We start from the raw sequence: 14,868 nt of genomic DNA, 5'->3' as shown, positions 1-14,868 counted from the left end.
AATTCCATCTCTAGGGTTGGTTGCGCGCATATCCACACTCATCTCCATTTGAGATGCCGTGAATGCGACTCAAAATAAAATTTTGACTACGTAAATGCGACCAGACTGAAACATCTATTTTCATAGCAAATCTATTTCCCCTCGGTTTTGTTGCAAATTTACAACAAGGGTAATGTCTCCATTTACGCTGAAACGATTGAGATTACTAGCCTTTTCATGTAACCGGTTACAATTGATCGAATGTGGAAGCGCTTACAGAGAGGAAAAATATAGGATTTTTACTTAAAATCACTGGACATTAAACGCGAGAGTATTTAGCTTTATGCTGATAATTTAATCCTATCAGTATTTCATCGGGGGAGTACTGATTTAACAGTTTGATTATTACATCGACATTTCTATTTCAGAGGGAGGAAATATGATTAGTAAAAAACACAAGGCATTTCGTTCAATGCTGATGGGTTCAGTAATGCTGACTCCAATGATGCTTGCAGCAAATGCGACCGCACAAGATGCGGATGAAGATGATAAAGATGATGTGGAAGAAATTACCGTTACTGGTATTCGTGCATCGTTAAAATCAGCAAGAGACATGAAGCGTAATGCGGATACAGCTGTGGATACGATTTCTGCATCTGACGTGTCAACACTGCCTGATCTATCTGTTGCTGAAGCCTTAGCACGTGTACCTGGCGTTGTGGTTCAGCGCTTTGGTCTGGGTGCCAGTGATGGCGATTTCCCATCACCTGAAGGCGGCGATAACCTTATTCGTGGCCTACAGCTTGTTCGCTCAGAATTTAACGGCCGAGATGCTTTCTCAGCCAATGGTGGCCGCTCTTTAGATTTTGGCACTGTTCCGCCTGAATTGATTGGATCTGTAGAGGTATTCAAAAACTCTTCAGCAGATCTTATTCAAGGGGGTATCGGTGGTACGATTAACCTGCGCACACTAGAGCCATTCGACCGTTCTGGGCGTATTGCTGTTGTGACTGTTGATGGTACATACACAGACTTAAGAGATGAGTTTACACCTGATATCAGTGTTGTACTTGGTGATCGCTGGGAAGTCAGTAGTGGTGAAGTTGGCCTTCTTGGGTCTTTCTCAACATCAGAGCTGAAGTCTTCTCTTGAAGGGTTCCAAATTGGTCAATTGTTACCAATTGACCTAGATGGTCAAACAGTCGCAGTGCCTGGTGGTTTCCAGCTGCGTACAAACGAAGTTGATCGGAGTCGTGACAGTTACTATCTTGCGGGTCAATGGCGCAATGAAGAGGGTAACCTTGAGGTAACAGCGAAATATTCTCGAATTGAGAATACAGTTACGAGTGATGAGCGGACACTTGAGTGGTTCTCTGATGGTGAAATGTGGTTCCAAACGGGCCCTACAGGTGACTATACAACAACACCTTTCTCTTCTAATGGTCTCGCACAGTGTAATGGTTCTAACGATCCAACACCGTCAAATCCAACTTGTGAAATGACACAATCAGTTTCTGCTTTGTTTGAATCTGGCGTGGTTTCTAACGGTCTTCGTGACTGGACAGGTTCTCGCGGTGCGAACTTTACAAATCTTGGTATTCACCAAGAAGAAAAATCGATGACTGATGATCTGAGCATCAACATCAAATGGATGCCGACAGAGCAGCTTTTTGTTAATATCGATGCACACAAAACATCGGCTAGCTTTGATATGTCACGCCTATGGGCTGGAACACGCTTCTATTCTGACTTTGAATTGAATGCTGATCTTGATGATCCTCGTGTCCGTCTTGTTGTCGATCCAGACAACAACCCACAAGCACGCGGCGGGTTAACACCTGCATACAATGGCGACCTTTCGGACCCTGTTAACTCATTCCTTCTTTTTGCTGCGGATGAATTCCAAGACAATGAAGGCGATATGTTCGCAATCAAGGGTGATGTTCAATATGATTTCGACAACGACAGTTGGTTCGAGTCTGTGAAATTTGGTGCGCGCTATGCGGAACGTGATCAAGTGAACCGCTCTGCAGGATTGAACTGGGCTGCACTTGCACCATCATGGGGCGGCGGTCTTCTGCCAATGAATGCTCTCGCAACACCTGGCTTTGAAACTGTAGATTTCTCTAACTTCTTTGGTGGCGGCGTTGTTACAGGTGACAATACTGAAGTTGTTTTTGCAAATCGTGAGCTGCTTTCAGACTATGATGCCTTCGTGCAAATGGTTGATACAGATCCGCTAATTACGCCTGATTGGAATCCCCTGCGCCGTGACGGTCAAGTGGACTGGTCTCGCGGTACAATTGGTGACATCGTTGAGAAAACAACAGACTTTTATGTTCGCTTAGATATGGGCAATGAGTTTGACAATGGTATGTCTCTCGATGCAAACGTTGGTCTGCGCTATACTAAATCCTCAGTGAGCGGCCAAGGCCAGCTGGATTATAATGACATTACAGACGATGATGCGAGAACACTAGCACCTCAAACAACTGCTTTCTTCGATCAAGAGAGTATCGATCGTAGCGGTCAGTTCAGTAATGTTGGCTACTGGCTTCCATCTTTGAACGTTAAATGGAATGTTAGCGAAACTTCGTTGATTCGTTTTGCCGGAAGTAAGCAGATTACGCGTCCAAATATTTCACAGCTTCGCTCAAGCCAAGTGGCAGTTGGTGCTCTTCGCTACATTGTAGATGAAGATACTGATCCACCAACAGTCACTGATGTGGTACCTAACCTCATTAATATTTATGGTGGTAACCCTAATCTTGAAGCGATTGAATCGTGGAACTTTGATTTAGGCTATGAGTATTACTTCGGTGAGCAAGATAGCTTTACTTTCTCTTTATTCTATAAAGACATCTCGAACAACATTATCTATGGTTCTCAAACCTTAGAAACTGTAACACTTGATGGTCAAGAAGTAGCGATTGTTTACAATGGTGATTTGAACCAGGATGAAGCAACAATTAAAGGGTTTGAGGTTGCCTATCAGCAATTCTTCACACACCTTGATGGTTTCTTGGGACACCTAGGTGTTCAGGCGAACTATACATATATTGACGCGAAAACAGATGCACCGCTTCCGATTGTTGATGCGGACGGTGACGGGACACCTGATAGTTTTGAGCGTATCTTCAGATACGGTGTGAATGACTATCTAGGACTTTCTAAGCATACTGCTAACCTGATCGGTATTTATCAGGATGACAAACTTGAAGTCCGTCTTGCCTATAACTGGCGCTCATCGCATCTCAGTTCTTATCGTGACTTCGTGACAGGTAACCCAATTATCCAGCAGGACCGGGGATACCTTGACGGATCGATCAAATATGAACTGAATGATATGATGCAGCTTCGTGTTCAGGTGGCTAACATCTTGAATACAAGAGCGAAAGCTGATCAGCAAATTGATGCTGATGGTCAAACATTTGGCCGGACCGCTTTCTTAGGCGATCGTCGTATTAAAGCGGGTATTCGCTTCAAGTTCTAAGTTTAGAACCTTAAAGAACAAAAAAGGAAGGCCATGTGCCTTCCTTTTTTTATGGCTAAATCTTATCGCCATTCTCCCTGGTCTGTATGATCAGCTTATGCGGATGATTTACAGTGACGATCAATAAAATTTTGATGGGACGGCATCTGATCGAGGCAAGCATTCCATGTGCGCCTAATATCACTCATCCGTTGATCAAGTTCTGCCGCTGGCATCATATTAGCGTGCGGGTGATACCCCTTAGGTGTGAGGCCTTGGCCGTGCATAACAGCAAACCAACTGGCTTCCCCAAATAATTCATTATCATGTCGATAGAGGCGGGCATTCTCCTCGAAAATCGCCATTCGCTCCTTCAGGCTTTCCGGAATTTCCATAGTGCGACAATAGGTCCAAAAATCACTATCCTCCCGTTCAGTGGCATGATAGTGCAAAATGAGAAAGTCTCTGATTTGTTCAAATTCAAGGCGAGTGCGGTCATTAAAATATTTAATGTCTGCCTCGTTGAAATTTCGATCAGGAAAGTTGGTCATCAATCGCGCGATGGATGTTTGAATTAGGTGAATAGATGTGGATTCAAGGGGCTCCATAAATCCTGCTGCTAATCCAAGAGAAATAACATTCTTATTCCACACTTTGTCGCGAATACCGGTTTTAAAATAGATCAACCTTGGATCACTAATGGCAGTACTATCAAGCCCTTCCATCAAAACTTTTGCGGCTTCGTCATCACTCATATAGGTGTTGCAATAGACATGCCCATTCCCGGTTCTAGACTGCAAGGGAATGCGCCACTGCCAGCCGGCCTTTTGGGCTGTTGATCGTGTATAAGGAATTGGATCAGCCGCCCGCTCACTTAAAACTGTCACAGCGCGGTTACAAGGTAAGAGATCTGACCAATCTTCAAAGCCAGTCTTCAACGCCTTTTCAATGAGCAGGCCTTGAAAACCTGTGCAATCGATGAAGAGTTCTCCCTCGATAACCTCTCCGGATTCAAGGGTGATACTTTCAATAAAGCCATTCTCATTGTTCTGTTGAACCGTGGTGACTTTGCCTACTGTTCTGATGACACCGTTTTTTTCTGAAAACTCACGCATAAATTTCGCATAAAGTGTCGCGTCAAAATGATAAGCATATTCAATTTGACTAAGGGGTGAATTCTGAAGGCGCTCTGGTCTTTGGAATTTCCCCGCCTTTGCAGCCATGATTTGAAGGTTATAGTCATCAATTGAGTGGGTATGGCCCATCATCTGATGTCGGTACCAATAATTGTAAAAACGAATCCCTTGCATAGGGATACCGTAATCACCGAAGGGGTGGATATAGCTCTGGCCCTTTTTTTGCCAGTTTACAAATTCAATACCAAGCTTAAACGTTGCATTTGTGCGCTTTACAAATTCATCTTCTTGCAGATTGAGGAGTTGATTGAAATGTTGGATGTGGGGAATCGTTGCTTCACCGACTCCAATGGTTCCTATTGTTTCCGATTCGATTAAACGAATAGAAATTTCAGGATGGGGCATCAATCGACTCAAAGCTGCTGCGGCCATCCAGCCGGCGGTGCCGCCACCAACAATTACTATTTTTTTAATATTCACATCATTTAACATGGTATTCTTTCAAAACTTTCTTCCATTACGAAGCAGGTGCCTTGCAATATTGATTGATGAAATCTTGATGACTTGGCATTTGAGCGGTCGTTCGCTTCATTCCCATATTCATTGATTTCAAACTTTTCTCAACTTGCTCAAAAGGCAGAGAAGCAACAATAGGGTCTCCGATTACAGGGCTAATATTTTGACCAATCATGACAGCCAGCCAACTTGGGGTCGCAAAAAGCTCATCTTCATATCTGAAAATACGACCGCCCTGCTTAAAGAGATCTATTTTTCGCTCTAAACTTTCTGGGATAGACATGGTTCGGCAATAATTCCAGAAATCACTGTCTGTACGCTCTGTGGCGCAGTAGTGAAGGATAATAAAATCGCGGACTTGATCAAACTGTTGCCGCATGTGGCGATTATATTCATCGCGAATAACATCAGAAAGACTAGCGTCGGGAAAGAGCGCAATAAATCGACTAATACCCATTTGGATCAAATAGATTGAGGTAGATTCTAGAGGTTCTAAGAACCCTGCAGACAAGCCGATAGCAATGCAGTTCTTCTCCCAAAATTTTTCAAGGCAACCTGTTTTGAAACGCAGTTGCCTTGGATCAGCAAGAGGCGCACCATCCAAATCATCCAGGAGAGATTTTTCTGCGTCACTATCGCTTATGAAATCACTGGCATAAATATGTCCATTCCCCACACGGTCTTGTGTTGGAATGCGCCACTGCCATCCAGAAGACTTGGCTGTTGACTTTGTATAAGGTAAAAGAGGTCCAGCTCTTTCAGAGGGAACCGCAAGAGCAGAATCGCAGGGAAGCCAGTGGCTCCAATCGTTGAATGGGACTCCAAGTGTTTTTGTCAAAAGAAGAGAACGGAAACCGGTGCAATCAAAGAAGAATTCACCGGAAACACTTTGCTCAGACTCAAGTATCAAGGATGTTACATGTCCAGTTTCAGAATCTTGCTGAACGTCTTGGACTTTACCTTCTATCCGTTTAACGCCGCGCTTTTCAGCATAGTCTCGTAAGAAATGTGCATAGCGTGTTGCATCAAAGTGATAGGCATGGCGGATAAGAGAAAGGGGCGATCGAGGGTCGTTGTTGGATAAACAGAATTTATTATCTTCTGCGGCAAGGGCGTTAATACTGTAATCCTCTAATTTAGAGCGGTCCCCTTTTGACTGTAGATATAGCCAATATTGATGAAAATCGATGCCATTCATGTCGACACCGTGGGTGCCGAAGGGATGGAAATAACTGTCTCCTTGCTTGCCCCAATTATTGAACTCAATACCTAGTTTAAAAGTTGCATGTGTGGCCTTCATGAATTCTTCTTCAGAAATACCAAGAATTCTGTTGAAGTTAATAATATCTGGAATGGTAGCCTCTCCAACGCCGACAGTGCCAATATCTTCAGATTCAACCACTGTTACAGACACTTTATTAGTGTCTAACAGGCTTGAAAGTGCTGCCGCTGTCATCCAACCAGCAGAGCCACCCCCTAAGATTACGATAGATTTCAAACTATTATTGAACATATTATCCCTGCTTATTTTTCAGATAGGCTTTTAGCTTATCAATATAAAAATCATGTGGTGGAACCTTGGGTACCAAGGCATCGATTGAGCTTTTCATCATTTTCAAATTTTGATTGATTTGGGTGTCGCTGAGGGGGTCGATATAAATATCGTACCGCTGGGGTTTTCTCTTCATTCCGTGGTGTAGAATGGTCCAATCTTGCTCGTTAAAGGGCTCAAGGTCATAGGTCACTAAATCGCCGCGGCTTTCAAACTGACTAATTTTGCGCTCAAGTTTATCGCCAACAGCGTTTGCTTGAGAGGTGTTGAAATATTCGGCCTTCGGCAAATTTTTTGTTTTGAACATAGCATTGTGAAAGAGCATGACATGATCATAGTCGTTGCGTTGTCTACGATTGAATTCTTTTGATTCAACGGTCATATCAAGGCTATTAGGCAGAAGAGTGCTTAAGCGATCAATGTCTTTCATTAACAAAAGGAAGGGCGCTGGCGTTATAGGATCAAGCGCTGCTGCTGCGATTCCAATTGCTATACAATTCTTTTGCCAAGCTTCTTCGATGCAGCCCGTTGAAAGAGTGCAGCTTCGTATGTCATCTCCTTGATGGTCTCTTATGGCTACTTCTTGGTCTTCAGGCCCGGATAGTGTTGATCGTTCCTGCCCCTCTTGCAGGGGCGTTGCGGCTTGCCAGCCATAGTGCGTCGCTGAGAGCTTTTTGAGCGACCCGCTTTCCGTTTTTGCCCTGACTTTACTGTGCGCTAAAGTCAGGGACTGATTTGCCATAAAGGACCCACTAAGCGCAGTGATTAATTGTCTCTTAGGGCCGCTCAGGTCAATATATAGCCCCGCAGAGAGGGTCTCGCCAGATTGAAGGGTGAGACCGCTAATTTCACCCTCAGACTTCTCAACATGGGTAAGTCTTTCCATGATGCGGTGAATGCCTGCGGCTTTATTTTTCTCTTTGAGTAAAGCTGTGATGCTTGAGGGCGAGAAACAATATCCATATTCCGTCCGAGATAGAATTTGTTTTGGATCTGGCGGTGGATGGGCAAATCGTCCAGCTAATCCCACTTGCGCTCCGGGCAAGAAAGGTTCTAAAGGCGCGCCGACACGGGCTAAATAATGGTGAAAGCGGACGCCGTTCCAAACAGGAAGAGGCAATTGAAAACACTGTACCCACTGACTTGCTGCGCCCCAATTTGAGTATGAGGTGCCATAAGAAAGCGCTGTGTTTGACCGAAGAATAAGGTCAGGCTCCTCAAGGGATGCAGATCGATTGAAGTTATAGGCTAGCGGCGGCATTGTAGACCCGTAAAAGTCATCATACTGAGCCGCTTCTTCATCTTCTAGAAGAATGAGTTTTACTGTCTTTGGCAGACAGTTGTTCAAAACAGCGGCTGTATATTCAAAGGCAAGGCCTGAACCATAAAGAATAAGAGAAGAAAAGGGTTGGTTGTTCATGTCCTCGTCCTCTTTGTCTCGTCAATGGCAGCGCCAATTAATTTTAGAAAATCCATATGATCTGTCGTTTGAGAGACAGCTTTCTCAATAGCATCTGCTATTGCTGATGTTTGTGAATTTAATTCCTGATCGGAAAGTGCATTTACCCGTGGATCGAACCCACGAGGGATTAAATTCTGCCCTGCCATTACGGCGACCCAGCTGGGCGGTAGGAAGGCCCCATGCTCATAACGCTGAATGAGACCTCTTTCAGTCCACGCATTGATCTTTTCAGTCAAACTATCCGGCAAAGTCATTTGCGAGAAATATTGCCACATAGGACTGTCATCTCTTTGCGTAGCAACATAATGTAAGAGTAAGAAATCTCGTATTCTATCAAACTGAAGATCCATTCGCCGGTTATATTCATTTTGATCAGATGGACGGCAGGCCTTATCCGGAAACAATTCTAGGAGCGCTGTAATGCCTTCTTGAATAAGATAAATTGATGTAGATTCTAACGGTTCTAAAAATCCGCCAGACAGGCCAATGCATACAACATTTTTATTCCAAAGTTTTTTACGTTTACCCGTGGTAAAATAGAGTTGATTAGGATCTGCAAGTGGTTTCCCGTCAAGATTTGATAAGAGCTGGCTAAGGGCTTCGTCATCAGAGATATGCTCATTCCAATAAACATGCCCATTGCCGGTTCTATGCTGCAAGGGAATGCGCCACTGCCAACCCGCAGTGAGGGCTGTAGCTCGCGTATAAGGGTCAATTCGCCCTGCTGATTCACAGGGAATGGCGATGGCGCGGTTGCAGGGGAGCCACTGGCTCCAATCATCAAAACCAGTCTTTAGGGATTGTTCGATGAGGACGCCTCTAAAGCCAGAACAGTCTATATATAAATCAGCTTCAATCGTGGAGTCATCGTCTAAGGTGAGTGTTGTTATAAACCCTGTCTCCGGTTGCATAGCAACATCTTTTACCTTGCCTTCTTGACGGTGTACGCCTTTCTTTTCAGCGTAAGCCCTTAGGTATTTGGCATAAAGACCTGCGTCAAATTGATAGGCATAGCCAAAAGTTGATTCAATCTCATGTATATTTTCAGATGGGTGCCGACATTTGCCATTTTCTGCAGCAACAATGGGGTATGAATAATCGCTTAATCTTTTAGCGAGACCCTGTTGATTTAACTTAATCCAATAGTGATAGAAATCTACATCTTTAATAGGAGCACCAAAATCACCAAAAGGGTGAATATATCGATCTCCCAGTTTACCCCAATTGCAGAATTCAATGCCAAGCTTGATGGTTGCGTTGGTAGCTTTCATAAACTCAGCCTCATCAAGGCCTAAAGTTTTGTTGAAATATCGAATGTGCGGTAGGGTGGCTTCTCCTACACCGACTGTGCCGATCTGTTCTGATTCCACAAGAGAAATTTCTATATTCAGAGATTCTAGTTTTTTTGCGAGACCCGCAGCCGTCATCCAGCCTGCGGTGCCTCCGCCGAGAATGCAGATGCTCTTGATTTTCTCGTCATTCATGGCCCATGAACTCCCCTGGCGCTAATGCCACCTCCCCAGCAGCAAAGCCTTGCTTTTATACTCTTTATTTATGCAAATTTTAGGGTCCATTGTAAAGGAAATTACCGTTTATTTTCTGTAAAGTATCACCTTAAACCCCTTCTGTATACTTTGAGGTAATCTTCCTATTGACATGAAAAATGTAAACGTTTACATTACAAAAAAATAACAGCAAAGAGTGACTTATGGATCGTCAAATTGTTATGGGTGTGGATCTAGGAACACAGGGACTTAAAGTTCTTGTCTATGATGCGCTTTCAAAAGAAACACTTGCATGTACTTATGAAACATATCCCCTGCACTCTGGTGCGGATGGAGCTAGAGAGCAAGAGGCTGCTCATTGGGTGGCAGCTTTTCAGCGATGCTTAGAGCGAATTGATCACAAAAGTAAAGCGTCGGTCAAAGCGATCGGTGTCTCGGGGCAGCAACATGGTTTTGTCCCTGTGAGCCGAGAAGGTGAGGTGCTTGCGCCAGTGAAGCTATGGTGTGATACCGCCACCACATCAGAGTGTGAAGAGCTGATGGAGGCTGTGGGCGGTTCTGAAGAATGCTTCACTCTTTCAGGCAATAAAATCGCCGTTGGCTTCACGGCATCTAAAATATTATGGCTTAAGAAACATCATCCAGATCGCTATGCAAATATGGCCATGATCATGCTGCCTCATGATTATTTGAACTATGTTCTGACAGGACGCCATTCAATGGAATATGGAGATGCTTCAGGCACGGGTTTACTCGATGTAAAATCACGACGCTGGTGTAAACCCATAGTGAAGGCCATCGACCGGCAACGTGATTTGCTCTCATGCCTTCCTACTTTTTGTGATGCAGATGAACCGGTTGGAGAAATTTTACCTGACATTGCTGTTAAACTCGGATTGCCAGAGGGTATTATTGTATCGGCTGGCGGCGGGGATAATATGATGGCAGCCATTGGAACAGCTAATGTTTTCGATGGAGCACTCACGGCCAGTCTAGGCACTTCTGGTACTTTGTTTGGGTTCAGTAGTTCTCCTGTTGTGGATACGCAAGGCGACTTGGCAGCTTTCTGCTCTAGCACAGGGGGGTGGTTACCTCTTTTATGTACGATGAATTGTACTGTAGCAACAGAGCAAGTTCGTGCCTTAATGGGGGTTGATGTTGCTGATATAGATCACTTGGTCTCTAATGTGCCTGTAGGGTCTGAGGGTGTTTTGACGCTGCCCTTTTATAATGGAGAGCGCACACCTAATTTACCGAATGGCAAAGCTGTGCTCTACGGCCTTGATCCTACGAATACAAGCAAGGGACATCTGTTGAGATCCGCTATGGAAGCAGCTATTTTTGGATTGAAAACAGGCCTTGAGGCCTTCTCGAGATGCCAAATGACTTTTACAGAGGTTGTTCTCACTGGTGGGGGCAGCAGCAGCGCTGAATGGCGTCAAATTGCCGCTGATATCTTAGGCCTGCCTGTCAAGATATTGGAGCAGGATGAAAATGCTGCATTTGGGGCAGCTTTACAAGCGCTATGGTGTTTGGAAAAGATGCAGAAACGCCCTATTTCTCTCAAAAAATTAACACAAGAACATTTAGTATTAAAAGAAGAAAAATGCTGCGCCCCTGATGCAGCAAACATAGCAAAATATCAAGCGGTTTATGAAGACTATAAACGTCTGACAGCCACTTTAACTCCCCTATTCAACGCATAAGGAACGACCATGACATCTCCATTCATTGGCAATAAAGAATATTTCAAAGATATCGGCAAAATTCAATATGAGGGTCCAACTTCAGATAACCCCTTAGCTTTTAAATATTATGATGAAAATAAGATAGTGGGCGGTAAGTCCATGAAGGATCATTTAAGATTTGCCGTGTGTTACTGGCATACATTCTGCGGCAAAGGATCCGATCCATTTGGTCCAGACACACAAGTTTTTGAATGGGACACCGCTTCTGACGCCATGACAGCGGCGCGTCATAAAATGGATGCAGCGTTTGAATTTTTCACAAAGCTTGGCGTTCCTTATTATTGTTTCCACGACATTGATATGGCGCCTGAAGGGAATAGCGTAAGTGAATTAGAGAGTAATCTACAAACTCTTGTTAAAGAGGCGAAAGCACGCCAAGACGAAACGGGTATGAAGCTTTTGTGGGGTACAGCAAATGTTTTTTCTAACCCGCGCTATATGAATGGTGCGTCGACTAATCCAGATTTTTCAGTAGTGGCTTCTGCTGGTGCGCAGGTAAAAAATGCTATTGATGCAACCGTCGCTCTTGGAGGCGAAAATTACGTCTTCTGGGGAGGGCGTGAGGGGTATCAATATCTCTTTAATTCGAATACTGCGCGAGAATTAGATCACATGGCGACTTTTCTAACCGCCGCCAGAGATTATGGTCGTTCTCAAGGATTTGAAGGGACATTTTTGATTGAGCCGAAGCCCATGGAGCCAAGCTATCATCAGTATGATGTGGATAGTCAGACGGTGATCGGATTTTTGAGACATTACGGTCTAGAGAATGATTTTAAACTGAACATTGAAGCGAACCATGCAACGCTTGCAGGACACAGTTTTGCTCATGACCTTCAGATGGCCGTAGACGCGGATATGTTAGGCAGTATTGATGCCAATAGAGGCAACCCTCAAAACGGATGGGATACTGACCAATTTCCAACAGATTTGAACGATGCCGTCCAAGCCATGATGGTTGTTTTGTCAAGCGGTGGTTTTAAAACTGGAGGGCTGAATTTCGATGCGAAAGTTCGGCGAGAAAGTGTGGATATGGAAGATATATTTTTCGGCCATATTGGAGGTATGGATGCCTTTGCCCTTGGGTTAGAAGTTGCGCACGCAGTCAATACGAATAGTCCCTTACCTGATATGCGGACGAAACGGTATGCATCCTTTGACTCTGGAAAAGGCGCTGAATTTGAAGCTGGGAAACTTTCCCTTTCTGACCTTAGAGATATTGCTGTTTCACAGGGTGAGCCGATACGGCAAAGCGGTAAACAGGAATTATATGAGAATATTTTGAACCAATATATCCTAGGTAAAAGATAAATTAATTCTGAGCAGAGGAATAGGCATGCATGCAATCCTAAAAGCGATTACACTGTTATTAAGTCTCGTAGCTTTCTCAATGACGGCTGAAGGAATAGACCAGACATCACGTCCATTATGGGTCACTGAAAAAGTGATGCTTATCATGGGGCAGGATCTAGAGAGCGTAAGAGAATGGCAAGCCAGCAGCTGTTGCCGTATGCCAGCAGGGATTACAACTTATCTTGGGTTTTATCACATAGATGACAAGAGAGATCATTTTAGAGGACTAGGCTTGGATAATAGTGGGCAACCTCACCTGACTCTTGCTGATTGGGGAGCTGGAGGATCCAATGCTTATCTCGCGGCTCAAGAATATCCACATGCTGCCCTGGTCATTGGATTGTCAATTGCAGAAGCTGATGAAAAGGGCGGCGTCAAAAATATCGCTGCAGGTATGCACGACGCTAAGATAAGTAAATTAGCACAGTTTTTTAAAGTGATAGATAAGCCGGTTTATTTACGCATCGGCTATGAATTCGACGGCGCTTGGAATGCGGGCTACGAGCAAGTTGAGAATTATAAAGCGGCGTGGCGACGCATTGTTGATGGCCTCACAGCTGAAGGGGTGACAAATATTAATTATGTTTGGCAAGCAGGGACCAGCCCCGTTGATGATGTTATAGAAGGCGGGCAGCGTGAAGCTATTGCTGATTGGTATCCTGGGGATGATTATGTGGATTGGATTGGCAGTTCGCTTTTCAATCGTTTGGATCAATCTAGACCTGTAAAAGACGGCCTCGTTATACCTACATCACGCTCATTACAGCAAGAAGTGTTAGAATTTGCACGTGCGCGCAAGAAACCTGTGATGATTGCTGAGAGCGCGCCTCAAGGCTATGACCTCAAGAATTTAACCTATAGAAATGTTTCCCCTCTCTGGGACGGTGAGGCTGGGCAGGATGTGCGCCAATTAACCGCAGAACAGTTATGGGCTGAATGGTTTGAACCTACATTCAATTTTATTGACAAGAACAAAGATGTGATCAAGGCTTTTGCTTATATCAATGCCAATTGGGACGCTCAGTCCATGTGGGGTGCTCCCTATGCGGCCGGCTATTGGGGGGATTCTCGCATTCAGACGACAGAAGCACTCTTAAAAAAATGGCTAGCAGCCACAGGACAACCTCATTTTATTCATGGATCACCTACACTTTTTAAGCAATTAAAGGCAGGTCACAAATGACCGAGTTGAAGACTTTTAGGATCACCAATCAACGAGGCTTAGAAGTCGATCTATTAAATTTCGGAGCACGCCTTATAGGACTTCGGTATCAGGGGGTAGACGTGGTGTTAGGCTATGACACGATTGAGCAATATCTAACGGATACTTTCTCTGTCGGGGCGACAGTTGGACGCTATGCAAATAGGATAGGGTTGGGTCATCTTGAAATTGACGGCAACACCTACGGGCTGAATATCAATGAAGGCCTTCATCATTTGCACGGCGGCAGTGCTGGCTTAAGTCATCTTTGCTGGACAGGAGAGCAATTGGATGATCGGACTGTCGTTTTTTCACATCACAGTCCGCATGGCCATATGGGATATCCAGGAAATGTGGAGATTCAAATTCTGTACCGATTAGAGAAGGAAGACAGGCTGCTTATCGACATGCGCGGTGTTTCGGACAGAAAAACGATCTTAAACCTGACCCATCATAGTTATTTCAATCTTCACGGGGTGAACAAGGCAGGGGATGCTTCCGCCGCATCCCATGAACAAGTCTTAATGATCAATGCCAAAGAAAGACTAGAGGTGGACGCTGACGGCATTCCCACAGGATCCTGGGTGTCAGTAGAGAAAACACCTTTCGACTTTAGAGAGGAAAAACCAATCAATTCAGCACCAAACTGCGACCACAATTATTGTCTGGATACTCAGGGGGCGCTTTCTTTTGCTGCGGAATTGTCTTCCAAAAAGTCTGGCCTAAAAATGAGTGTTTGGACAACGTTACCTGGGCTTCAATTTTATGGAGGGCATTATTTGAAAGCGCCCTTTAAGGCGTGCAGTGGTATTTGTTTGGAACCCCAATTTTTCCCTGACAGTCCCAATCATGAAGCTTTCAACACCCCCTGGGTCAGTCCTGAACACCCATATCATGAAGTTATAGAATTTCGATTCAGTGCATGATAGAGGTTAGGAAGAAGG

The 14,868-nt window shown here is 44.5% G+C and carries 9 protein-coding genes; 5 read left to right on the top strand and 4 right to left on the bottom strand.

Going from position 1 to position 14,868, the window contains the following annotated elements:
* The first annotated feature begins 418 nt into the window (after positions 1-418).
* Positions 419-3,472: a TonB-dependent receptor gene (locus QGN29_RS04235; RefSeq protein ID WP_310799434.1), complete on the top strand. Its 3,054-nt coding sequence runs from the start codon at positions 419-421 to the stop codon at positions 3,470-3,472.
* A 95-nt stretch (positions 3,473-3,567) separates the two neighbouring features.
* On the opposite strand, the gene QGN29_RS04230 is transcribed toward QGN29_RS04235, so the two are convergent.
* Genes QGN29_RS04230 through QGN29_RS04215 form a run of 4 tightly spaced genes read right to left on the bottom strand, consistent with a single transcriptional unit; the run spans position 3,568 to position 9,601 of the window.
* Entirely contained in the window at positions 3,568-5,079 is a 1,512-nt protein-coding gene (locus QGN29_RS04230; RefSeq protein WP_310799433.1) for a tryptophan halogenase family protein, read from the bottom strand.
* Positions 5,080-5,104: 25 nt separating this feature from the next.
* Positions 5,105-6,616, bottom strand: coding sequence for a tryptophan halogenase family protein (locus tag QGN29_RS04225; RefSeq protein WP_310799432.1), 1,512 nt, complete (start codon positions 6,614-6,616; stop codon positions 5,105-5,107).
* A 1-nt stretch (position 6,617) separates the two neighbouring features.
* A complete protein-coding gene (locus QGN29_RS04220; RefSeq protein WP_310799431.1) occupies positions 6,618-8,075 on the bottom strand; it encodes a tryptophan 7-halogenase in 1,458 nt (485 codons plus the stop codon).
* The gene (locus QGN29_RS04215; RefSeq protein ID WP_310799430.1) at positions 8,072-9,601 is read right to left on the bottom strand and encodes a tryptophan halogenase family protein; all 1,530 of its coding nucleotides are present in this window, start codon (positions 9,599-9,601) and stop codon (positions 8,072-8,074) included. Before QGN29_RS04215 ends, QGN29_RS04220 begins: the two co-directional genes overlap by 4 nt.
* A 224-nt stretch (positions 9,602-9,825) precedes the next feature.
* Between QGN29_RS04215 and xylB the strand changes: the two genes are divergently transcribed.
* From xylB to QGN29_RS04195, 4 genes are read left to right on the top strand one after another with little or no spacing between them, the layout of a single operon-like run.
* Positions 9,826-11,328, top strand: a complete 1,503-nt coding sequence (gene xylB, locus QGN29_RS04210) for a xylulokinase (protein WP_310799429.1) — start codon at positions 9,826-9,828, stop codon at positions 11,326-11,328.
* A 9-nt stretch (positions 11,329-11,337) separates the two neighbouring features.
* Positions 11,338-12,681, top strand: coding sequence for a xylose isomerase (gene xylA / locus QGN29_RS04205; RefSeq protein ID WP_310799428.1), 1,344 nt, complete (start codon positions 11,338-11,340; stop codon positions 12,679-12,681).
* 25 nt (positions 12,682-12,706) lie between these two features.
* Positions 12,707-13,906 (top strand): glycoside hydrolase family 26 protein, encoded by a 1,200-nt coding sequence (locus tag QGN29_RS04200; RefSeq protein WP_310799427.1) that lies wholly within the window; start codon positions 12,707-12,709, stop codon positions 13,904-13,906.
* Positions 13,903-14,850: an aldose epimerase family protein gene (locus QGN29_RS04195; protein WP_310799426.1), complete on the top strand. Its 948-nt coding sequence runs from the start codon at positions 13,903-13,905 to the stop codon at positions 14,848-14,850. The genes QGN29_RS04200 and QGN29_RS04195 overlap by 4 nt, the downstream gene beginning before the upstream one ends.
* The last annotated feature ends 18 nt before the right edge of the window (positions 14,851-14,868 follow it).

Origin of the sequence: Temperatibacter marinus (assembly GCF_031598375.1) — a bacterium.
Classification (GTDB): domain Bacteria; phylum Pseudomonadota; class Alphaproteobacteria; order Sphingomonadales; family Kordiimonadaceae; genus Temperatibacter; species Temperatibacter marinus.
The sequence above is the reverse complement of the archived record's forward strand: the minus strand, read 5'-3'. Positions and strand labels throughout refer to the sequence as shown.

Coding starts and splice junctions, on each gene's coding strand:
- QGN29_RS04195 (WP_310799426.1), top strand. CDS start 13,903: ATGACCGAGTTGAAGACTTTTAGGATCACCAATCAACGAGGCTTAGAA.
- QGN29_RS04215 (WP_310799430.1), bottom strand. CDS start 9,601: ATGAATGACGAGAAAATCAAGAGCATCTGCATTCTCGGCGGAGGCACC.
- QGN29_RS04200 (WP_310799427.1), top strand. CDS start 12,707: ATGCATGCAATCCTAAAAGCGATTACACTGTTATTAAGTCTCGTAGCT.
- QGN29_RS04220 (WP_310799431.1), bottom strand. CDS start 8,075: ATGAACAACCAACCCTTTTCTTCTCTTATTCTTTATGGTTCAGGCCTT.
- QGN29_RS04230 (WP_310799433.1), bottom strand. CDS start 5,079: ATGTTAAATGATGTGAATATTAAAAAAATAGTAATTGTTGGTGGCGGC.
- xylB (WP_310799429.1), top strand. CDS start 9,826: ATGGATCGTCAAATTGTTATGGGTGTGGATCTAGGAACACAGGGACTT.
- xylA (WP_310799428.1), top strand. CDS start 11,338: ATGACATCTCCATTCATTGGCAATAAAGAATATTTCAAAGATATCGGC.
- QGN29_RS04235 (WP_310799434.1), top strand. CDS start 419: ATGATTAGTAAAAAACACAAGGCATTTCGTTCAATGCTGATGGGTTCA.
- QGN29_RS04225 (WP_310799432.1), bottom strand. CDS start 6,616: ATGTTCAATAATAGTTTGAAATCTATCGTAATCTTAGGGGGTGGCTCT.